The 22,100-nt window shown below is 51.1% G+C and carries 18 protein-coding genes; 6 read left to right on the top strand and 12 right to left on the bottom strand.

Going from position 1 to position 22,100, the window contains the following annotated elements; genetic code table 11:
• Window positions 1-76 precede the first annotated feature (76 nt).
• From QW71_RS14150 to QW71_RS14160, 3 genes are all read right to left on the bottom strand, one after another.
• Window positions 77-799: an amino acid ABC transporter ATP-binding protein gene (locus tag QW71_RS14150; RefSeq protein ID WP_039299084.1), complete on the bottom strand. Its 723-nt coding sequence runs from the start codon at window positions 797-799 to the stop codon at window positions 77-79.
• Window positions 786-1,445: an amino acid ABC transporter permease gene (locus QW71_RS14155; RefSeq protein ID WP_039299087.1), complete on the bottom strand. Its 660-nt coding sequence runs from the start codon at window positions 1,443-1,445 to the stop codon at window positions 786-788. The genes QW71_RS14150 and QW71_RS14155 overlap by 14 nt, the downstream gene beginning before the upstream one ends.
• A 138-nt stretch (window positions 1,446-1,583) precedes the next feature.
• Window positions 1,584-2,399: a transporter substrate-binding domain-containing protein gene (locus QW71_RS14160; RefSeq protein WP_039299090.1), complete on the bottom strand. Its 816-nt coding sequence runs from the start codon at window positions 2,397-2,399 to the stop codon at window positions 1,584-1,586.
• Window positions 2,400-2,843: 444 nt separating this feature from the next.
• Between QW71_RS14160 and QW71_RS14165 the strand changes: the two genes are divergently transcribed.
• Both QW71_RS14165 and QW71_RS14170 read left to right on the top strand, forming a co-directional pair.
• Window positions 2,844-4,589, top strand: coding sequence for an alpha-glycosidase (locus QW71_RS14165; protein ID WP_039299093.1), 1,746 nt, complete (start codon window positions 2,844-2,846; stop codon window positions 4,587-4,589).
• A 160-nt stretch (window positions 4,590-4,749) separates the two neighbouring features.
• Window positions 4,750-5,121, top strand: coding sequence for a nuclear transport factor 2 family protein (locus tag QW71_RS14170; protein ID WP_039299096.1), 372 nt, complete (start codon window positions 4,750-4,752; stop codon window positions 5,119-5,121).
• Between the two features lie 62 nt (window positions 5,122-5,183).
• Here the strand turns inward: QW71_RS14170 and glgA are convergent, their stop codons facing one another.
• Together glgA and glgB are read right to left on the bottom strand one after the other, a co-directional pair.
• Complete coding sequence (gene glgA, locus QW71_RS14175; protein ID WP_039299098.1) at window positions 5,184-6,620, bottom strand: glycogen synthase GlgA; 1,437 nt, start codon at window positions 6,618-6,620, stop codon at window positions 5,184-5,186.
• A gap of 30 nt (window positions 6,621-6,650) precedes the next feature.
• Window positions 6,651-8,570: a 1,4-alpha-glucan branching protein GlgB gene (gene glgB, locus QW71_RS14180; protein ID WP_039299101.1), complete on the bottom strand. Its 1,920-nt coding sequence runs from the start codon at window positions 8,568-8,570 to the stop codon at window positions 6,651-6,653.
• A gap of 217 nt (window positions 8,571-8,787) precedes the next feature.
• On the opposite strand from glgB, the gene QW71_RS14185 reads away from it, so the two are divergent.
• Window positions 8,788-10,011 (top strand): glucose-1-phosphate adenylyltransferase, encoded by a 1,224-nt coding sequence (locus QW71_RS14185; protein ID WP_039299104.1) that lies wholly within the window; start codon window positions 8,788-8,790, stop codon window positions 10,009-10,011.
• Between the two features lie 92 nt (window positions 10,012-10,103).
• Here QW71_RS14185 and QW71_RS38980 read toward each other — a convergent pair whose 3' ends face one another.
• The 6 genes from QW71_RS38980 to QW71_RS14220 form a co-directional block, all read right to left on the bottom strand.
• Window positions 10,104-11,189: a GNAT family N-acetyltransferase gene (locus QW71_RS38980; RefSeq protein WP_052770027.1), complete on the bottom strand. Its 1,086-nt coding sequence runs from the start codon at window positions 11,187-11,189 to the stop codon at window positions 10,104-10,106.
• Window positions 11,186-12,592: a cell wall metabolism sensor histidine kinase WalK gene (locus QW71_RS14200; protein ID WP_039299109.1), complete on the bottom strand. Its 1,407-nt coding sequence runs from the start codon at window positions 12,590-12,592 to the stop codon at window positions 11,186-11,188. The genes QW71_RS38980 and QW71_RS14200 overlap by 4 nt, the downstream gene beginning before the upstream one ends.
• The gene (locus QW71_RS14205) at window positions 12,589-13,287 is read right to left on the bottom strand and encodes a response regulator transcription factor (protein ID WP_039299112.1); all 699 of its coding nucleotides are present in this window, start codon (window positions 13,285-13,287) and stop codon (window positions 12,589-12,591) included. The genes QW71_RS14200 and QW71_RS14205 overlap by 4 nt, the downstream gene beginning before the upstream one ends.
• On the bottom strand, window positions 13,280-14,572 hold the full coding sequence (locus QW71_RS14210; RefSeq protein ID WP_039299115.1) for a hypothetical protein: 1,293 nt from the start codon (window positions 14,570-14,572) through the stop codon (window positions 13,280-13,282). Before QW71_RS14210 ends, QW71_RS14205 begins: the two co-directional genes overlap by 8 nt.
• 30 nt (window positions 14,573-14,602) lie before the next feature.
• A complete protein-coding gene (locus tag QW71_RS14215; protein WP_039299118.1) occupies window positions 14,603-15,328 on the bottom strand; it encodes a phosphonate ABC transporter ATP-binding protein in 726 nt (241 codons plus the stop codon).
• Between the two features lie 89 nt (window positions 15,329-15,417).
• Complete coding sequence (locus tag QW71_RS14220) at window positions 15,418-16,554, bottom strand: MFS transporter (RefSeq protein WP_039299326.1); 1,137 nt, start codon at window positions 16,552-16,554, stop codon at window positions 15,418-15,420.
• A gap of 182 nt (window positions 16,555-16,736) precedes the next feature.
• Between QW71_RS14220 and QW71_RS14225 the strand changes: the two genes are divergently transcribed.
• The 3 genes from QW71_RS14225 to QW71_RS14235 all read left to right on the top strand — a co-directional run bounded on the left by QW71_RS14225 (window position 16,737) and on the right by QW71_RS14235 (window position 19,359).
• Window positions 16,737-17,654: a helix-turn-helix transcriptional regulator gene (locus tag QW71_RS14225; RefSeq protein WP_039299120.1), complete on the top strand. Its 918-nt coding sequence runs from the start codon at window positions 16,737-16,739 to the stop codon at window positions 17,652-17,654.
• A 123-nt stretch (window positions 17,655-17,777) separates the two neighbouring features.
• Window positions 17,778-18,530, top strand: coding sequence for an HAD family hydrolase (locus QW71_RS14230; protein WP_039299123.1), 753 nt, complete (start codon window positions 17,778-17,780; stop codon window positions 18,528-18,530).
• Between the two features lie 85 nt (window positions 18,531-18,615).
• Window positions 18,616-19,359: a DsbA family protein gene (locus QW71_RS14235; protein ID WP_039299126.1), complete on the top strand. Its 744-nt coding sequence runs from the start codon at window positions 18,616-18,618 to the stop codon at window positions 19,357-19,359.
• A gap of 71 nt (window positions 19,360-19,430) precedes the next feature.
• Here QW71_RS14235 and QW71_RS14240 read toward each other — a convergent pair whose 3' ends face one another.
• Window positions 19,431-21,698: a type IA DNA topoisomerase gene (locus QW71_RS14240; protein WP_039299128.1), complete on the bottom strand. Its 2,268-nt coding sequence runs from the start codon at window positions 21,696-21,698 to the stop codon at window positions 19,431-19,433.
• Between the last annotated feature and the right edge of the window lie 402 nt (window positions 21,699-22,100).

The raw sequence follows: 22,100 nt of genomic DNA on the forward strand, positions 1-22,100 counted from the left end.
TTGTATACTATATCACCCATTTCACGCTCCGCCAAAATATAATTCCCTCACAAAAACGGCCCCCGTTCCAGTAATTTTATAAAACTTTGCTCAAGAAATCACGGGTACGGGCGTGTTTGGGATTGCCGAACACCTCTGCCGGGGTCCCCTGCTCTACGATAACCCCGCCATCCATGAACAGGATCCGGTCGCCGACTTCACGGGCAAAGCCCATTTCATGCGTCACAATGACCATCGTCATACCGTCTACAGCCAGCTGTTTCATAACCTCCAGTACCTCACCGACCATCTCCGGGTCAAGCGCCGATGTAGGCTCATCGAACAGCATCACATGCGGCTGCATCGCCAGTGCCCGGGCAATCGCGATCCGCTGCTTCTGTCCGCCGGAGAGCTGGGCCGGATACGCATCCCGCTTGTCCTCAAGGCCGACGGTGCGGAGTAGCTCCGTGGCGATTTTTTCTGCTTCGGAAGCTTGCTGTTTCCGTACCTTCAATGGCGCGAGCATAATGTTCTGCAGCACAGACTTATGCGGGAACAGATTGAATTGCTGGAACACCATCCCCATTTTCTCGCGGGTTACGTTGATATCATGCTTTTTGGCTGTAATCGATTGTCCTTCAAACGAAATCTCACCGCCGGTTGGCTGCTCCAGCAGGTTCAGACAGCGCAGGAAGGTGCTTTTGCCCGATCCGCTGGGACCGATCACTACAACAACCTCACCCTTGTGAATATTCAGATCAATCCCCTTGAGGATCTCCAGCTTGCCAAAGCTCTTCTGCAGGTTCTTAACCTCGATCATCCGTATTCAGCCTCCTTTCCAATATACCCAGCAGCTTGGATAACGTGAAGGTCAGCACAAAATACATCAGTGCAATGACGACATACGGAGTTAGCCCCTCATACGTTATCGTTGTAATGGTCTTGGCCTGAAAGAACAAATCTGCAACCCCAATCATGGATACGATGGAAGATTCCTTAATGATTGTAATAAATTCGTTCCCGATGGCAGGCAGCACGTTCTTAATCGCCTGCGGAAGCACGATGTAACGCATCGTCATCCCCTGTTTCATCCCGAGCGAACGTGCCGCCTCTACCTGACCGCGATCAACGCCTTGAATTCCGGCACGGAAAATCTCAGCCAGATAAGCAGAGCTGTTGATGGTTAATGTAATCGCACCCGACTGGATCGGCGTGAATTCCAGTCCCAGCTCTGTCAAGCCATAGTGAATCAGAAACAGCTGCACCAGCATCGGCGTCCCGCGCAGAAACTCCACCCAGGTGGTGGCAATAAAACGCAGAATTCTCCATTTGGACATCCGCAGCAGCGAAACCAAAATCCCCAGTATGAAGCCGAAGAATACGCCCAGCACCGCGAGCAGCAGTGTGTACTTTAGGCCGGATAAGAAAAAATTGCGGTACTCATAAGCCATCTCAAATATATTCATTGCCCTCAAACCCTCCTGTCTTCAAAAAAATAGAAAACAGCGGATCACCGCCATTTTCTGCAAAGTAGAGCATTGTCCCGCAGCAGGCTGCGGGTTGTACTTAATTCATCAGGGCTAACCGTGTAACGGGTTCGCGTTCTATTTGCTCTCAGCAAGCTCGCTTGCTGCCGCTACATACTCATCAATCTTGCCTTCCGAGTTCAGGCGGGTCAATGTCTTATTCACTTGGTCCAGCAACTCTGTGTTACCCTTCTTCACCCCGATTACATAGCCGTCATCTTCCACTTCAGGTTTGGCATCGGTAATTACCAGTCCCTTAACGTTCTTCACAAAGGACTTGGCAACAGGTCCTTCCATAATTGAAGCGTCTACGCGGTTTGATTGCAGCTGCAGGACGATTTCAGAAATTTTACTGAGGGATGTCAGCTGTGCGCCTTCAATGCCCTTGGCGATATCTTCCTGGATCGAACCGGTCTGAATGCCCAGCTTGGCACCCTTCAGCGAGTCCATTGTTGCATATTTGTCCTTATCCGATTCACGCACAACGACAGCCTGTTCGGCTTTGTAGTATATATCGGACAAGCCCACAGCTTCAGCACGTTCCGGTGTCGGACTTAACCCGGAGATTACCATATCGATTCTGCCGCTCGACAATTCATTCAGCAGCGAATCAAACGGCAGATCCTTAATCTCAAGTGTCGCACCCATATCAGCCGCGATATCCTTGGCAATCTCAATATCGAAACCAACGATGGTATCCTGGCCGTCCACCACCTTGTGGAATTCATACGGAGGAAAGTCTGCACTTGTGCCCATAATCAGCTTCTTGGCGGCAGCCCCGGTGTTGGCATTTCCGCTTGCTGCGGTATTATTCTCGTTGTTATTAGAGCCGCATCCGGCCAGTAGTCCAGCTGCCAGCAGCAGTCCCAATGAAAGTTTACCCCATTTGTTCATTTGTCTGTCTCCTCTATTCTCTTTATGTTCATTTCTCTAAGTAGTCCCATTGACCGATTTATTATAAATCACTCCGCATGAATATGCAAAGACAAATTTGTGACAAAGCCTGTTAAATTCATAAATAAATTGCAGGCTGTTGGCCGAGTCTGCTATTCCCCCATTTTGCACATCCTATGAAAAGAGGTATATACTATTTACTATCTCCATTTGCCGCCGGAATAACCGGGCTGGTTCAGATGCCGCTGCAGGCGTTATTTAACGGATAAGGTGAATAGGCAGAAACACACATTAAGTGTATGTCATCGAAGCTGGTTTGGTGCGGTACGATGTAATCTCAAAGGTGCATAGGCTCACAAAACTTAGGCGTATGCTTTCGAAGCGAGTTTTGTACGATGTAATCTCAAGGTGAATAGGCTCACAAAACTTTTAGGAGGTGAAGTCATGCTGCTGGAAGCGATGTACCATGTTCCCCGCGATAAATGGGCTTATGCCTACGATGCCACAACCATACATCTGCGGGTGCGTACCAAACGTGATGATGTGGACTACGTAGTTGCGCTTACTGGCGACAAGTACGATTGGCAGCATACCTCTTACGACATCATAATGGAAAAAGCTGCCTCAGACGATAAATTCGACTACTGGGAAGCGGCTGTCCGTCCCAAATACAAGCGCCTCAGCTATACTTTTCGCGTCAGCAAGGGTTCGGAGACAGTGTATCTGCTCGACAACGGCATCCGGACCGAATGTCCGCAGCCGCCCAACCACTTTTATGAGTTTCCTTATATACACGGGATTGACTTGTTCAAAGTACCCACCTGGGCGAAGGATGCCGTGTTCTATCAGATCATGACCGAGCGGTTCGCAAACGGCAATCCTTTGAATGATCCTGAGGGCACTGAACCGTGGGGCGGCAGACCGAAGCTCGATAATTTCTTTGGCGGTGACCTTCAGGGTGTGCTGGATCATCTGGATGATCTGCAGGAGCTGGGTATTAATGCAGTCTACTTCACGCCGCTGTTCGTCTCCCCTTCCAACCATAAATACGACATCGTGGATTATAAAAAAGTCGACCCGCATTTCGGCGATAATGAGCTGCTGAAGAAGGTCGTAGAAGAATGCCACAAACGGGGCATCCGTGTCATGCTGGACGCCGTGTTCAACCACTGCAGCGACAAATTCCCGCCCTTCCAGGATGTTCTGGAAAAAGGCGAATTCTCCGTTTACCGCGACTGGTTCCATATGAATTCTTTTCCGGCTGAGATTATTGACGGTATCCCCACCTACGATACGTTCGGCTTCTATGGCAATATGCCGAAGTTCAACACCGCCAATCATGAAGTGAAGTCCTACCTGCTGGAAGTTGCAGAGTACTGGATCAAGGAGATCCGTGTAGATGGCTGGCGGCTGGATGTGGCCAATGAGGTCGATCATCACTTCTGGCGTGATTTCCGCAAAGTGGTCAAAGCCGCAAACCCGGATGCCTATATCGTTGGCGAAGTATGGAGTGACTCCTTAACATGGCTGCTCGGAGACCAGTTTGATTCAGTGATGAACTATCCGTTCTCAGGGACGGTGCTGGAATTCTTCAACGGCGGGATGGACGGCATCACCTTCGGCCACCGGATCGGCGGCCTGCTCATGCGTTATCCGCAGCAGACGAACGAGGTTGTCTTCAATCTGCTCGGCAGCCATGACACCCCCCGCCTGCTCACCGTCCTGGGGGAAGATAAGCGCAAACTGAAGCTGACCGTCGTCTTCCTGTTTACGTTCATGGGCACTCCCTGTATCTATTACGGGGACGAAATCGGCCTGACCGGGGGGGAAGATCCGGACTGCCGCAAATGTATGGAATGGGATGAAACGAAGCAGGACCGTGAGCTGTATGACTTCTACCGGATGATGATTGCGCTGCGCAAGGAACATAAGGCGCTCCGCGAAGGCCGCTTCCGGATTCTCCAGGCCTGTGAGAATGACCCGTGCATCGTCTATGAGCGGGCAGATGAGCGAATCCATTTCACCGTCTGGATGAACAATTCACCGCAGCCCCGCACGCTCAGCCACCCGATGGAGACCGATGACTGGCTGGATGCGCTGACGGGAGAAGCTGTTGTTCCGGAGGGCGGAATGATGAATGTAGCCCTTGATCCGTACGGATACCGGATACTGTACCGTAATTTAAGCTGAGGTAACTAACAGATAACTGTAAACAATAAAAGGTGGTGTCCCAGAAGCTGAGAATCGGCTGCCTGGAGCATCACCTTTTTGACTCGGTTAGATAGAGAATCTCACATGGGTGATAGATATTCTGTAGTACACTTATAGCAACAATAATAGGGGGTACATTATGATTGAACGGGAGCAAGTCATTGAAAAGTATTTCCAGTCTTGGATTCATAAAAACAATTCAATATTAAACCAAATTTTCGACCCAAACATCGCCTATACAGAATGTTACGGACCTGAATATCACGGATTATCCACAATAACAAAATGGTTTGACGACTGGAATACACGAGGTACGGTTTTGAGCTGGAAGATCAAACAATTTATTCACCAGGGCAGCATGACTGCAGTGGAATGGTACTTCGAATGCGAGTTTGAATCAGAAGTTGGAGCCTTTGACGGGGTCTCCTTAATTGAATTTAATACAGAGAACCTGATGGTGAATGTAAAAGAGTTCCAATCAAAAACACCACATTATTATCCCTATACATAATTTAAAAAGGCATTCCTCCCATCACCATGATCGGGGAATGCCTTTTCTATACAATAGTTCTTCTACTCCGTAACTTTATCCGAAATCTTGTTATAAATATCAATATACTGCTGCGCGGATACATTCCAGCTGTAATCGCCGGTGAAGGCATTCTTCGCTACTTTTTTCCAGTGCTCCGGTTTGTGGTAGAACGATACGGCCCGGCGGAGCGTGTACATCATATCATGGGCATTATAGTCCTTGAAGGTGAAGCCGTTGCCCTCTCCGGTCTCCTCGTTGTACGCATGAACGGTATCGTTAAGTCCGCCTGTCTCACGCACTACAGGAATACTGCCATAACGCAGAGCCAGCAGCTGGCTGATGCCGCAAGGCTCGAATTTGGACGGCATCAGGAACAGGTCGCTGGCGGCATATATTTTGCGGGACAAGGCATCATTGAACAGAATCTGTGAAGACAGCTTGGTCGGATAACGCCACTGTGCCTCGCGGAACCAGCGTTCGTAGACCTCATCACCGGTGCCCAGCAGGACAAACTGAATATCGTCATAGTAGAGCAGCTCATCGAGAACCCGGGTCAGCAGATCCAGCCCTTTGGAATCAACGAGACGTGTAACCATAGCTACCATTGGAATATAAGGAGCTACAGGCAAGCCCAGTTCCTGCTGGAGTCCCAGCTTATTCTCGGCTTTCTTGACCAGGTTGGAACGGTAACGGGTGAAAATAGACGGATCGCTGGCCGGATTGTAGCTCTTGGTATCAATCCCGTTGACAATCCCGCTTAGAGCATCTGAACGCGATGTCAGCAGGCCGTCCAGGCCATATCCATAATACGGTGTACGGATTTCATCGGCATAGGTCGGGCTGACCGTGGTGACATGATCACTGTAGACAATTCCGCCCTTCATGTAGTTCACGTTCCCGTAATATTCTACGCCAGGGAAATAGCTGTCGTCGAGACCGAGCAGCTCGCCCAGCACCGAATACGGGAATACCCCCTGGTACAGGAGATTATGTATAGTGAACACTGTACGCATCTCACTGTAGAACGGATTGTGACGATAGTGCGCCTGCAGCAGCAACGGAATTACCGCTGCATGCCAGTCATGGCAATGCAGGACATCAGGCTGGAAGTTAATCGCCGGCAGGCATTCAAGCACAGCGCGGTTATAGAAAGCGAAACGTTCGCCGTCATCCATATACCCATAGATGCCGTCACGTCCGAAGTAATACTCATTATCGATAAAGTATACAGGAACTCCCTCAAAGACAATCCGTTCAATCCCGCAATATTGATTGCGCCAGCCGATCGGCACCTCAAGGACAGCGACTTGCTCCATCTGGGAGGAATACTTCTCTGCGATACCCTTGTATTTGGGCAGAATTACCCGAACATCCACTCCGGCAGCCTTAAGCGCCTTCGGCAGGGCACCGATGACGTCGGCTAACCCGCCTGTTTTGATAAATGGATGGGCTTCAGCTGCGGCAAATAGAACTTTCATCCAGATTTCCCCCTTATAGATATGAATAGTTTATTTAATCGTTTTGCGTCCGGATTTCTTGAGCACCAGGAATCCAAGCGGCGGAAGGGCCAGCTCCAGGCTGTTCAGCTGGTTATGCCATTCCTTCTTCTCACTCTTAACAGGCTCATTATGAATACCAGAACCGCCATACTCGCGGGTCTCCGAGCTGAATATCTCTTCATAGGTCCCCGGACGCGGCACACCGATCCGGTAATTACGCCGTTCCACCGGCTGGAAATTGATAATGATCAGCAAGGTATCCACAGGCCTCTTCCCTCTGCGGATATAGGAGGCAACACTCTGACCGCTGTCATCGGCGTCAATCCATTGATAGCCCTCCATATCATGGTCGAGCTCCCACAGCGCTTTTTCCGTGAGATAGAGCTTATTCAGGGCAGCCGTGTAAGCGAGCATCCGGCGGTGGGCCTCATAATCCAGCAGCAGCCAGTCGAGCTGGTCCTGATCCTTCCATTCGATGAATTGTCCAAACTCACCGCCCATGAACAGCAGCTTTTTGCCCGGATGACTAATCTGGTAACCGAGCAGTGCCCGCAGACCGGCGAACTTCTGCTCATACGAGCCAGGCATTTTGTTCAGCAGCGACTTCTTGCCGTGCACCACTTCGTCATGGGACAGAGGCAGTGTGTAGTTCTCGGCATAGGCATAGACGATCGGGAAGGTCAACAAATTATGATGGTAGGGCCGCGCCCCGAAATCATGTTCTATGTAACCAAGAGTGTCATTCATCCAGCCCATGTTCCATTTGTAATTAAAGCCGAGCCCCCCTTCATGAACAGGTGAGGTTACCCCAGGCCAGGCACTGGATTCTTCAGCCATCATCAGAGCCTTCGGATAATAGCGGAAAATCGCCGTATTCAACTGCTGGATGAACGCGATCGCTTCCAGATTCTCAAGGCCCCCGTGCTTGTTCTTTCTGTACTGATGGTGCTGCTTCTCGAAATCAAGCCGCAGCATACTGGTTACGGCATCCACACGCATGCCGTCAATATGATACATCTCAAACCAAAAAAGCGCATTAGAGATCAGGAACGATATGATCTCCGGTTTGCTGAAATCAAAGGATAGTGTGCCCCAGCCCGGCTTCTCGGCCAGCATCGGATCGGCGTATTCATACAGCGGCGAACCGTCAAACATTCTCAGGCCGTGGGCATCCTTGGCAAAATGGGCCGGAACCCAGTCGAGGATAACCCCAATGCCGGCTTGATGCAGCTGATCAATCAGGTACATCAGATCCTGCGGTTCACCGAAGCGGCTAGTGGCCGCAAAGTAACCGGTTCCCTGATACCCCCAGGACAAATCATACGGGTGCTCAGCAAGCGGCATAAACTCCACATGAGTGTAACTCATCTCCGTCAGATACGGGATCAGCAGGCTGCTCATCTCTCTATAAGTATAGAGTTCTCCATTGTCCTTCTGGCGCCAGGTCCCGAAGTGCATTTCATAAATGTTCATTGGCGCATTATACGGTGCTTTGCTCTTCCGGCGCCACGCGGCGTCGCCCCAGTGGTAACCGTCCAGATTCGCCACAACGGAAGCGGTAGCCGGACGTACCTCAGCTTTGAATGCGTAAGGATCAGCCTTGAGGAAGCTTGTTCCATCTGAACCATGAATCCTGTATTTGTAAAAAGTTCCCGGTTCTATACCCGGAAAAAACCGACTCCAAAATCCTGAATCGGGTATCTTATATAACGAGTCGGAGTCCAATGTTCCATCCCAGCCATTATGATCACCAGCCAGTCCTACATATGCCGCATGAGGAGCCCACACGGTAAAGTGAACGCCGGCTTGCCCTTCTTCCACGGCAATGTGCGCGCCAAGCATCGTATAGCTGCGATAATTCGTGCCCTCATGGAACAGATAAATATCTTCAGATGACGGGAGGTTTACTGTTTTTGGTATTTCGGCCAAATCATCACCACCTTATTATATAGGATGCACCTATTACATTACCCCAATATGTGCCGTTTGAAAATGATTTTGCGGGCAAATTCAATGATTTCTGAATAAAGAAAATTATTGATGTAATTTTTCCTGATGCACAGCAATATAATTCACCTATGTCGTTTCAAGCGCTTGCCGACAGGTTATATTACAAGCATTGACAAAAAAATGGGAGGGATAACAAATGAGTAAAAAAGATTGTATCGCCATGCTCCTGGCTGGCGGGGAAGGCCGCAGATTAGCCCCCTTGACCTCCAGTATGGCTAAGCCTGCAGTCCCTTTCGGAGGACAGTATAGAATCATTGATTTTCCACTCAGCAATTGTGTGAATTCCAAGATCGACACTATTGGAGTACTGACGCAGTACGAAGCCGATTCCTTGCATCAGCATATTGGGGAAGGCGAGCCTTGGGGACTGCACAGCCGCAACGATAAAGGCGTGAAGCTGCTTCCTTCAGGGATTGAAGGAAGAGACTGCTATTCGGGTACAGCCGATGCCATTTATAAGAACATAGAATACATTGACAGCCAGAATCCGGAGCATGTGCTTATCCTGTCTGCAGATCATATCTATCATATGGATTACCGTAAAATGCTGGATTACCATGTAGGCAAAGCAGCCAAAGCCACCATTTCGGTCATGGAAGTGCCGTGGGATGAAGCCAGCCGGTTCGGTGTGATGAATGTTAATGACGATCTCCAGATCTCTGAATTTGCCGAAAAGCCAAAGGTTCCGAAGAGCAACCTCGCTTCTATGGGTATTTATATGTTTGAATGGGAATATCTGAAAGGTTATTTGCTGCGGGATGCCGCTAATTCTGAATCCGGCCATGACTTCGGCAAGGATGTCATTCCGTCCATGCTGGATGCCAACGACCAATTGTTCGCATACCGCTTTGACGGGTATTGGAGAGATGTAGGTACTGTTGACAGCCTCTGGGAGGCGCATATGGATCTGCTGCAGTCCGAGAATGGCTTCAAGCTCGACAACTCCCGCTGGCCGATGTACAGCCGGGCTTATCGTACGAAGCTGGCTGCCTATAAACCACGGGTTCAGGCACCGCCTGCAGATTGCCTGATGCACGAAACCTGCACGTTGGAAGGCAATCTCCAGCGTTCCGTTATTTTCGGCGGTGTAGAGATCGGCAAGCTAAGCAAGATCAAGCAGAGTGTAATTATGCCGGGCGTCCGCATCGGCCGCGGTGTTCTGATTGAGAATGCGATTATCGGTGAGGGAGCAGTCATCAAAGACGGCGCTGTGATTAAAGGCAGCGCGGACAACATCGTGGTTGTCGGCCCGCATGAGATCGTAGCAGCCAAGCCAATCATCCGTACCCAGCCTTCCCGGTTACTTCAGGAGGTCTACGAGAAGACCGGCCGTCTGCGCGCGGAAGGGATGCCTTCATAATCTTTTATCAGCCTTAAGGGCTGCTACATAAAAGGGATACAGCTACGGTCTATCCGACCTTCTGCTGTATCCCTTTTGTAGGTTCTTCCTATTCATTTGCCGGAGGGGCGGGTTGCCCTCCACTCCCTGTCCAATATGCCCATCTCGATGCAATCGGCATAGCGCCCGCCGAATATAGCGGCCTCACGCGAGGTCCCCTCCCGTGTAAATCCGGCTGTCTCGTAGGTTTTCTGAGCCGCCGTGTTGAAATCGAATACTCCAAGGGATATCCGGTGGAGCCGCAGCCCGTCGAAGCCGATACGCAGGACTTCACGAACCATCTGCAGTCCGATTCCCCGCCCTTGGCTCCCGGGGTCGACGACGACCCTGCTTATTCTGGCCGAACCGTTCTCACGGTCGATTCCGGATAAGCTTATATGTCCAACCGTTTGTCCGGTAGCTCTCAGCACCGCACAATAGACCAGCAGACCAGACTCTGCCGGATGATTGGCTCCGTCCAGATAACGCTCAAGCTGCCGGTCATCCAGAGGGTAGGACAACGATGGACCTGCCCACTTCTTCAAATACTCCGGGGAAACACTCCATTCCCTCATTAAAGCGTAATCAGCTTCCCCCATATACCGGAGAATTACGCTGCCCGGATCGCCAGTCTCTGCTTCATACTCATACAGGTTAACCAACCGGCCTGCTCCGACATCCCGGGTACCCATATATTGAAACCCCAGGCTCTGATAGTAACGGTTAAGCTTAATATTATGGGCTACTGTATCCAGTCTGAGACCCGCACAACCCCGTTCCTCCGCTCTTCGTAACGCAAACCGGATCATCTGGCCGCCAAGTCCCATGCCGCGGTGGGATTTGGCTACAGCGAGCCGGTGCAGATAGGCATAGGATTCGTCATTGCGGTCTCCCCAGTACTGGATATCGCTGAACTGCAGAGTGAACATCCCGGCAAGAGCCGCTCCCTCCATGGCCAGATAAACCTCTCTGCTGCTCAAATAATCCTCCACATCGCGGATGCTGAATTGCCCCGGCGTCCACTGGTTGATTCCTTTGCTCTCCATCCAGCCTGCCGCTTCCCGGAGGAGCTTCAGAATATCCGCTGAATGTTCACGTCCGCCGCGGATCATCTCGGGCCTTTGTTCTGAAGAAGATTTCCCTGATTCCTGTGTATTCATGCCTTCTCCTCCTGCACATCATCAAGCGGCAAAATAACGGTAACCTGAGTACCCTTGCCAAGCTCGCTGTCCATTTCCAGCTTGCCGTTATGAAGCTCTACAATCTGCTGGGAGATCGCAAGGCCAAGGCCGGTTCCGCCATTGAGCGCATCGACCTGGAAGAACCGGTCCCGCACTCTGGACAGATGCGCTTCGCTGATGCCGATCCCGCTATCCCTTACGATTACGGCCATCTCTGTATTCGACAGGCGTTCAGCGGACAGGACGATACTGGAATCCTCAGGCGAGAACTTCACAGCATTGTCCACCAGATTGAGGAACACCTGCTTCAGCCGGTTCGCATCGCCTCTTATATAGATAGTCTCTTCGCATTCCAGCAGCAGGTGAATCCGCTTCTTCTCGGCCTTGGCCCAAATATTCAGCAGCGTCTCCTGCAGCAGCACCTTGATATCCACCTGGGTAATCGACAGCTTCATTTCGTTCTGCTGCAGCTTGGAGAAGTCCAGAATCTCTTCCACCAGCCCGATCAGCCGGTCGCTCTCCTTGGAGATGATGCCCATGCCCAGCTTGGTTTCCTCGGGATCGTAGCCGCCTGAGATGAGAGTCTCACTCCAGCCCTTGATGCTGGTCAGCGGTGTCCGCAGCTCATGGGAGATCGAAGAAATGAAATCATCCTTAATCTGATTACTGCGGACAATCTCCTCCGCCATATAATTGAGCGTTGAAGCCAGTTCAGCGATTTCGTACCGGTAATCCCCCTTGATGCGGGTGGTGAACTTCCCCTTGGCCATCTGCGCCGACACAGCCGTGATATTGTTGAGCGGCCGCACAATGGAATTCGCGAGACCAAAGCTGAACAAGACCACGATCGACATAACCGCCGCCCCGATGCCAATGGAGAGCAGCGTCAGATTAAGCAGATCCTTGTTGACCCCCTCCATGGAAGTCAGGTAACGCAAGATGTAAGTTTCATGCGAGTTGATCTGCACCATCTTGGAGACGGCCATTACACTCTCATTCGTCCCGGCCTGCCGGCCCACCCAGCGCCCGACACTACCGCCCACAGCCTCGGGAACATCACTGGTGGTGATGGTCCGGTCCGGCTGAAATCCGGTGGAACTGGTAATGATATCTCCGTTCAATGTCAGAACTTCTAGTTCGGTATACTCCAGGTTGAAGAAGTCGAGCAGGTTCAGCAGCTGATTCGGCGATCGTTCCGCTGAGAATTCATATTTTACGAAAGTCTCCCCCGCACTGATATGCGTGGTGATTTTGCTGTAGATGCTGTCGTAATAATACGTCCGGATCGCCAGCAGAAAAATAGTCTCCACGAGGAGAAGCGCCACAAAGACTACAAGAATATAGTGCAGTACGATCTGTCTGCGCATCCCCTTCTTAATCATTGTACCTGACCTTTCCATTTGTAGCCGTGCCCCCACACCGTCTGCAGGAATTCAGGCTCTGACGGATTATTTTCGATTTTCTGGCGCAAGCGGCGTATATTCACGTCAACGATTTTGGGATCGCCCATGTACTCCTTGCCCCACACGTGATCGAGCAGGGAGTCGCGGCTGAGCGGCGTATTCTCCTTCTCAAGGAAGAATTGCACCAGCGAAAATTCAGTAGGTGTAAGCTCAATCGCTTCACCGCTCTTCTTGAACTGCTTCGAGATCAGATCCAGCGTAAACGGACCCGAGTGAAATGAGACTTTGGCCGACTGCTCACGGTGAACATTGACCCGGCGCAGCAGGGACTGGATACGGGCAATCAGCTCTGTTGGACTAAACGGCTTGCTGACATGATCATCTGCACCCACAGACAGTGCGTATACCTTATCCTGCTCCTGAACTTTGGCTGTCAGAAAAATAATGCCGAGCCGCTCGTTAGTTTCTCTGATGCGTCTGCAGACCTCAAAGCCGTCGATGCCGGGCACCATGACATCCAGCAGGGCAATATCAATATCCGGAACCGTTGTCAGCTTATGCAGGGCCTCATTGCCGTCAGCGGCTTCGAGCACTTCAAACCCGTTGCGTTTAAGATTGATCACAATAAAACTGCGGATGGATTCTTCATCCTCCAGAATCAGTACTTTACTCATCGATTCCCTTCCTCTCTATAGAAGATTTGACTCTTCCGTTCTCTCCCCCGATGGTGTTTTGCTCCAGTTCCCCGCGGTAGCCGATCATTTTGTCCAGATCACGCCCCAGAAGCTTCCAGCCGGAGTTCTTTACCCTATCCCATTCTGCCGGTGAGAAGAACGATACCTCAGCGACAGTCTCCCCGGTGTCGAGCATAATGAATTTAAGTGATTTGTCCTGAACGGACTTGGTATCCACTGTAATATTCTCATGCCATTCCGGAGAAAAATTAATGGTAAACCGGTCCGAAGGATCATTATACAACTGACTACTAAAGGTCAAGCCGTCTTTTCCGTCCCATTTGTAATAAGAATTGAAATACGGTATAGTCTCAGGGTCGAAATACTCCCAGCCCGAGGGGGGCTCCAGCATTCCGATCTCAATAATTCCATCCAGGTCAATATCCTCACTGACAATTTTACGGTCCTTGAAGGTCCGTACATCCCCCGGAATGGCTACGCGCAGCTTGTTATTCTCCATAACAACAATTGTTGTATAGGCAGAGCGCGAATCCACAGCAGAATCCAGAACTATCCCTTCTTTGTTCTCCGCCACTTTTCCTGAGACAATATTGTAATAATTATCGAAATAGGGGTCCAGATTATCCAATTCGTCAAGCACCTTGAAGCTGTCGTTATATTGATAGGTAGTTATTGTGGCGAATTCATTGCGCTTGAAATACACGACTGTAATGTCGGCAATCCCGTCCTCATTCAAATCATCCAGTATATATTTGGTGTAAGGCTTCGTCAGAATTTCTTCCAGCTCTCCGCCGGAATAACTGTAGACCACCATGCCCTTTTCTTCCCCGCGCGAATAGCCGGTAACAATATCAAGCTTCCCGTCACCCGTCACATCCCTAAGATCAACCGAATCCAGCATCGTTCCGTCACCGTCAAAAACAAGCTTCTTGACCCAGGTGTCCTCATGCTTCTCCAGAATCATCCCGTGGATCACTACAGCTTCATTCTTCGTCTGGTAGAAGACCAGAGTCTCCATAATCCCATCCTTGTCCAGATCCTCGGTAAAAATAGAACTGTCATCATCATTGGCCGGACGGATCAGCGTTGCATCGAGCGGCTTCAGTGAGGAATTAATCGCTGTCATCAGCGAAGCTTTGTCAGCGGACAGCTGCGGCACTTTCATCTGGGAAACAGGATCGCTGATGAAGGTACAGCCGGACATTACAAACAGGGACAAAGAGGCTGCTGTAAGCCTTCCGAGTAACCGTTTATTCAACTTCATCACTCTCTCCTTATTGCACGCCTTGCCGCTTCACAGATGCAGCCGCTCCTGTGAGGTCAGCCGGCGCCCCTTCACATCATGTTTGATTCTTCCGTCTTCCAGTACCCATAACCGGCTGGCGAAACGTTCCGCCAGTTCAATCGGCAGTACGGTAATCACGGTAAGTCCGGTTTCCTTGCACAGCTTACGGAGCGTTTCAAGCACATTCTCCGCAGTCTTGGGGTCCAGGCCGGTAACAGGTTCATCGGCAAGTATAACCTTAGCACCGTGAACCAATGCGCGGGCGATGGCCACACGCTGACGTTCACCGCCGCTGAGGTGGCTCGTCTTCATCTTTGCTTTGTCCAGCAGACCCAGCAGATCAAGCTGGTCCATCGCTCCCATATAATCATCAGAGCGGACCATTCCTGTAGCCATCCGCCACAGAGGTGTCTGTGAGGCTTGTCCGATCAGCACGTTCTTCAGTGCCGTACGGTTCGGATTCAGCTCCGCATTTTGCTCCAGATAGGCCCATTCGCGGCGGATTTTGCGTTTGCCGGCAAAAGGGCTCTTCATGATATCCCTGCCGTCCACCCGGAAATTCCCTCTATCCCATTTCTCGCGCAGAGCCAGGCATTTCAGAAGTGTCGATTTCCCGCTTCCGCTGGCTCCCAGAATAACCACAAATTCACCCGGCTCTAATTGAAATCCGATATCCTGCAGAACCGGTGCTTTATCTTCCCCGACCGCTTTGGCCAAATGTTCAACTGTAATCATAGTTCAGCCTCTCCTGTCTTCAACTCTACTCTATAGTGTACTCTGAAAGCGGGATCAAATTCCATGCGAGCATTCGTTCTTATCTTACCTCAAATTATCTTCCGTGGCGAGAATAATAAGCCTGTCAGTCCGAACAGAATATATAAACCACCCATTACTGCAAATACACTGCCACCCCAGCCGAATTGCAGCAGCAGCCCGCCGACACCGGGTCCGGCGATACTTCCGAGGCTATAATGGAAGGAAGACACAACATTCGCTGCCGGAAGCAGATGGCGCGGCAGGATATCTGCGGCATAGCTTAGGCCAAGGGAGAAGAAGGAGCCTACCAGGCCTCCGGCAATCATCAGGAGCAGCAGATTCAGCAGAAAATGCTCTCCGGCCAGCGGAAGCAGTGTGAAGGCAAGACCTCCGCCTACTCCTGAAGCAATCAGGATGGCTCTGCGGCCATAGCGGTCGCTCCATATGCCAAGCGGCAGCTGCAGCAGCAGGCCGCCAATGCCGGCAAACGGCAGTAGGGTCGCGATCTGATCTGTACTGAAGCCGATCCGCAGTCCGTATACAGGGAAGTTACTGTTCAGGCTCGCTTCCATATAACCGTACAGCAGTGCCGGGATCAGAGCGTACCAAGCCAGCCTGTAGCTTCGTCCGAACCGTCTGGCCTGCCCTTCACTATGGTCTATCGGGTCGGGTCGGGAATCCGGCAGTTTGACCGCAACGAGCAGCAGTACAAGCACAAACAGTCCTGCAGTAATCAGAAACGGCGCGGACGGTCCGAAGCGCAGCAGGATGATGCCCAGCGGTCCCAGGCTGAAGCCCAGTCCGTAGGACATTCCATACAGGGACAGATTGCGTCCGCGGTGCTCGGCGGGTGACATCAGCAGCACCCATAGCTGAGCGGCGTAGTTAATGGCTGAATCGCCTATGCCTACAAGCAGCCGGAGCACGAACCAGACTTTGACTCCGGGAAGCAGCGGGAACAGGAGCAGTGTCACCAGCACCAGACTGAGGCCTGCGGCAATGAGCTTCTTGAAGCCGATTGCGCCAAGTACCCGCTCTGCAATCAGGGTCATTGCGAAGGACCCTACGTATAGCGCTGCGGCATTTAATCCGTTCAGTGAGGAGGATACACCCTTTTGCTCCAGCAGAATGGATAATACCGGCAGCAGCATCCCCTGGCTAAGTCCTGCCAATATAATTACGGTAATCAAAATCATATAATTCATTTTGCTGCTGTGCTCAAGCGGTATAGATTTGGAATCTGACACGAATAAATCCTCCTATGTAATTCAGCGGTGATCAAAACTGCCGTCAGAGCGGCAAACACCGAACATTATAGTGGACAACCTTCTTCAAAACAAGAGATAATATATAGAAGTGACGGATTTTCTGGAGGTGACCCGGCTTGATGAAGTATGAACTCGAAATTGATGTTTCACCCGTATATGAACTGCTGGACAGTTTTATGCTATATGTGACGAAGAAATGGATTTCCAATCTGGAGATCGGCACCGATTGGGTCCGGGATGTAGACGGCCGGTTCCCGCCTATGCAGCTGGCCGCGCTGAAGCAGGCTGCCGAGTGGCCTTTTGACGACTATGATGTGCTCTATGCCTGGGCTTACAGCCGGGGGGAAGCTTCCAAAGTACTGCAGTTCCTGGATGAGCTTGAAGCCTCTACCGTTGAGGATTGCCTGGTGCGGACCGCCCCCTTCTTCCACAACTTCACACTTGAGGAATGTGCCCGGATCAAGAACGGCTATACCCCGCTGCTGCGGATGTGGTATGAGCATTATTTCCGTCATGTGGAACACACGATCCTGCCTCTCCTGATTGAAGACGCATCCGAGAAAAAAATGCTTGAGAGCAAAATGGACATGGTGCCGCTGATCGAATATGCCTCGGGCGGCGTTGTTATTGAAGATATTCCTGAGCTGAAGACCATTGTGCTGCTTCCTACGGTACATAACCGGCCGATCAATACTTATTGCTTCTATAAGAATCTGATGCTTGTACAATATCCGGTCGATGTACCCTCCGAGAATGAAGAGGAGCCGCCTACAGTGCTGCTCCGGTTAACCCAGGCCCTCTCCGATCCGACCCGGCTGAGACTGCTCCGCTTTGTGGCGGGTGAGCCCAAGACCCTTTGGGAAATGCAATCCGAGCTGAACCAGTCGCGGGAGATGCTGATGCATCATCTGCTCAGTCTGCGGGTCGCCGGACTGCTGCGCGTACATCTGCGCGGTGAAGGCACTGAACGCTACAGCATACGGCCGGATGGCGCAGCTGAACTTCAGATGTTTCTGGAGTCCTATATTCGTATATAATAATTGTACATTTACAGCAGAGGCGTATTTACTTACACAACCAAGCGGGATGCTTCCGGAGCAAGTTTTGTTCGAAGCCACATCATAGAAGGATTCCTCACAAAACATATAGGAGTGAGCAGTATGAAATATTTGACACAACAAGTAATCTTCGATCTGGACGACACCCTGGTGCACTGCAACAAATATTTTGACCTCATTCTAGGCCGGTATTTCGAGCTTATGTCGGACTGGTTCAGTGATTACGGACCAACCATGAGCGAGTTCCGCAACAAGCAGGTTGAAATCGATGTGGAAACAGTCAGCACCAGCGGACTGGCCAGCGATAATTTCCCAAAATCCCTGATTGCCACATACCGTTATTTCGCCGCCAAATTTAACCGCAAAACCGATCCGTTCGAGGAGCAGCAGCTGATGAAGCTCGGCCTAAGCGTATATGATCAGGAGGTAGAAGCCTACCCGGGTATGGTAGAAACTCTCGATACCTTGAAGCAGGATGGTCATTCCCTGTACCTCTACACTGGCGGAGATGATTCGATCCAGCAGCGCAAAATCGCCCAAATGAAGCTGGACGCCTACTTCGATGACCGGATCTACATCCGCCAGCACAAGAATGTGGAGGCGCTTGAGAATATCCTGACGACTTACAATTTCGACCGCAAAATAACCTGGATGATCGGCAACTCCCTGCGGACGGACGTGCTTCCCGCGCTGACTGCCGGAATCAACAGCATCTATCTGAAGCAGCAGAATGAGTGGCTCTACAACCTGATTGAGCTTCAGCGTGAAATGCAGCAGTCGGTCATGACCATTTCAGCAATTCATGAGGTACCGCCGGTAATCCGTTCGGCTGCCCTGCGCAAGCATCACGGGTGACTGGTGTTACAAATGACATATGCAGCCTGCTGCGGGTATGATTATACTATTTGAGTAGATTTTCATCCCGCGCAGGAGGTAGGCAATGAACAAACCTATGAAATCTAAGAATTCCAAGAATTCCACGGGTAACAAACGTCTGCTCCCCATGTTGCTTGCAGTCATTGTGGTTCTTCTGGTGGTTTTACTGTTCTTCATCACTACAGGCAGCAAATCATCCGGTTCAGCCGAACTAGAGGGCCTGCCCAATTACACAGATGTGAAGGGAACAATCGTTGTTGACGGGCTGAAATATGAGAAACAGCCTCATCTGGGCAAGGAAGCTGCTAAGGTGAAGGTCATTGAGTTTGCCGATTTCAAATGTCCAGCCTGCAAAAAATGGACCGCAACCAATCTGGATACGTTCATCAAGGATTACGTGGATACCGGAAAAGTACAGTTCTACTTCATGAACTTTGCCTTCATTGACCGGGACTCCTATCTTGCCGCCAGTGCAGGTGAAGCCATATACAAGCAGAGCAACGAGAAATTCTGGGAATATGTCCACAAGCTCTATGCCAATCATGGGGACGAAAGCAAGATCTGGGCTACGCAGAAGTTCATCCTGAAATTCGTTAAGGATAACATCGAAGGCATCGACTACGGACAGTTCGAGCAGGACGTCAAGAACCATACTTATATGTTCGATGTAAAAGAAGACTTCAAGATCGCCGGAGCTTACGGTGTAAACGGCACGCCCAAGTTCATGGTGAACGGCGTTCTGCTGCCGGACTCCTCTTATGAAGGCTTAAGCGCTGCAATTGACAGCGCACTGCAAGAAGCTAAGTAACTTCACAGCCTGTAAAAGCATATAAAGAAGCGCCCCGGCCGGGAAGAACTGGCGCTTTTTTCATTTATGAATTATTCCACAGCCAGCTGGCCTGTATCCATGTTGGTCAGCACCAGCTTGCCTTCCAGCGGAGAGCCGTCTTCGGCAGCCAACTTGAGCTTGCCGGTCTTGCCCTTCTCGATCAATGCTTTCACCTGGGCGTCGGTGAGCGTGCGGCCGTGATTTTCCTTCCAGATCACGAATTTGCAGCCTTCCTTGTAATGGGAACAGCCGTAGCCCTTGCGGCCCATGAAGATCATCCCGCCGCAGCCGGGACGCGGGCAGCTGCCGATTACCTTCGGCCCGGAGTCCTCCGCTTTCGCGGCAGCCGGCTCGCTGCGTTTCCTTGCCGCTGCCGGCTTGCCGGCAGTGTTGCGGTCAGCAGCTTTGCGCGGCGCAGCTCCCGCACTGCGTCCTTTGGCTCCGGCGTTCAGCGAAGGGGTTTCGCCTTCGAAGGAGGTTTTGGCTGCACGGGACTGCACCCGGACCTTGTCCACAATCATGGAGGCGAAACGTTTGACGTTCTCCATGAACTGGCCGTCCGCGGCTGTGCCGCGGGCGATCTCATTCAGGCGGCGCTCCCACTGGCCGGTCATTTCCGGAGAGGTCAGCAGCTCCACACCCGCACCGCGGATCAGCTCAATCGCTGTCCGTCCCTTTTGGGTGATGGCGATTTTTTTACCCTGCATCTCCACGTAGCCGACATTCTTCAGCCGCTCAATGGTTGCTGCCCGTGTCGCCGGAGTGCCGAGCCCCGAATCCTTCATGGCATCGCGGAGCTCCTCATCCTCAATCTGCTTGCCTGCGCTTTCCATCGCCTTGAGCAAAGTCCCTTCTGTGTAATGCTTCGGCGGCTGGGTATCCTTCTCCTTAACGATGGCGTCACTACAGACCACCTCATCCGTTGTTGAGATTGAGAACGGCTCATTCACCTCAACCTCCTCGTCCTCTTCATCCTCCTTGCCTTTGCCCTTGGCCGGTTTGGACTTGTCCTTCTTCTGGTCTCCGTAAATCACCTTCCAGCCCAGGCTGAGCAGCTCCTTGACGGTGGTTTTGAACTTCTCATTCTCCACTTCGGTGATTACAGTATGCACCTTGTATTCAGCAGCCGGATAGAACTGGGCGAGGAACCGGCGGACGATCAGGTCGTACAGCTTGGCTTCATCCGCGCTTAGTCCGTTCGCCTTACGGTTCGTCGGCAGAATGGCATGGTGATCCTCAACCTTGGACGGGTTACAGATAAACTTGTTGCCTTTATGGACCAGGTTGCGGTTGGCACCCTTCACCCATTCATCGTACTGCGTACCTTGCAGCGCCGACAGCGTCTTGTGCATCTCCGGGATGTTCTGCTCCGTCACGTAGTTGGAGTTGGTACGCGGATAAGATATCACTTTGTGCTTTTCATAGAGTGCCTGGGCAATATCCAGCGTTTTTTTGGCCGAAAATGCATATTTTCCGTTCGCCTCACGCTGCAGCAGCGTCAAATCATACAGCTTGTTCGGATATTCCTTGGTTTCCTTAACCTCATACGATTCAATTCTGGCAGGCTTGCCCTTCACTTTGGCTGCAAGCGCCTCTGCTTGGGCACCGTCAGTGAGCCGTTCCCCCTGCCACATTCCCTTGTAGTTCAGTTCGTTCTGGCTGAAATGGCCCTCCACCTCAAAAAACTTCAGCGAGGAGAACGCCTCAATTGTCTTCTGGCGGTCATAAATCAGCGCAAGCACGGGGGTCTGCACCCGACCTACAGACAGCAGCACATTGTGCTTGGTCGTAAACGCCCGCGAACCGTTCATCCCGATCAGCCAATCCGCTTCACTGCGTGCCCTTGCCGCCTTGGTCAGATTCTCGTATTCCGAGCCGTCCTTCAGCTCCTGGAACCCTTTGCGGATCGTTTCCGGTGTCAGGTCAGAAATCCACAGCCGCTTGACCGGCTGGCTGAGCTCCAGATGGCGCTGGATTAGCGAGAAAATATGCTGCCCTTCGCGCCCGGCATCACAGGAATTGACCAGCAGGTCGCTGCGCTTCGCCAGTTCTCCGATCACCTTCAGCTGATCCAGCGTCCGCGCATTCGGCACCAGCTTGAACTGCTCCGGAATGATCGGCAGATCATTAATGTTCCACTTTTTATATTTGTTGTCGTAAGCTTCCGGCTCCGCCAGGCCAATCAGATGCCCGATCGCCCAGGTGATAATGTACTGCTCCCCTTCCAGATAGGAACGGTAATTTTTGGCCTTCGGTTCTATTGCGGCGGCGATATTCCGCCCCATGTCCGGTTTTTCCGCAATAATGAGTGTCTTCAAAAATAATCGCTCCTTACCCATGGTTCTTCCAAAATACGTCCAGTAGTCTATTATACCATTACTTCACCACTTTTTAACGTATTGACTTGAAGACTGAGTTCAGACCCGCGGAATTAGCGGTTATAACTCACAGGTTGAGTCCCCGTTCAATAAATATTTGTGAAATCATGGCGATTAAAAACATTTCTAGAAAATCATACCCTTGATAACTACTCCATTATCATTTCTGACGAATTTAAACTAATCACCGATACAGACAGTGAATATTATAATTCATCCTTGTATCCATCATTAATCGTTGATACCATCCTAAGTCTGGTCATCTGTATTATGATCATATTCATTATCTATTTTTGTATAAGACATAGTATATGGTTCAAAAAGTTATCTGTAATTTACATA

Origin of the sequence: Paenibacillus sp. IHB B 3415 (assembly GCF_000802655.2) — a bacterium.
Lineage (GTDB): Bacteria > Bacillota > Bacilli > Paenibacillales > Paenibacillaceae > Paenibacillus_AQ > Paenibacillus_AQ phytohabitans.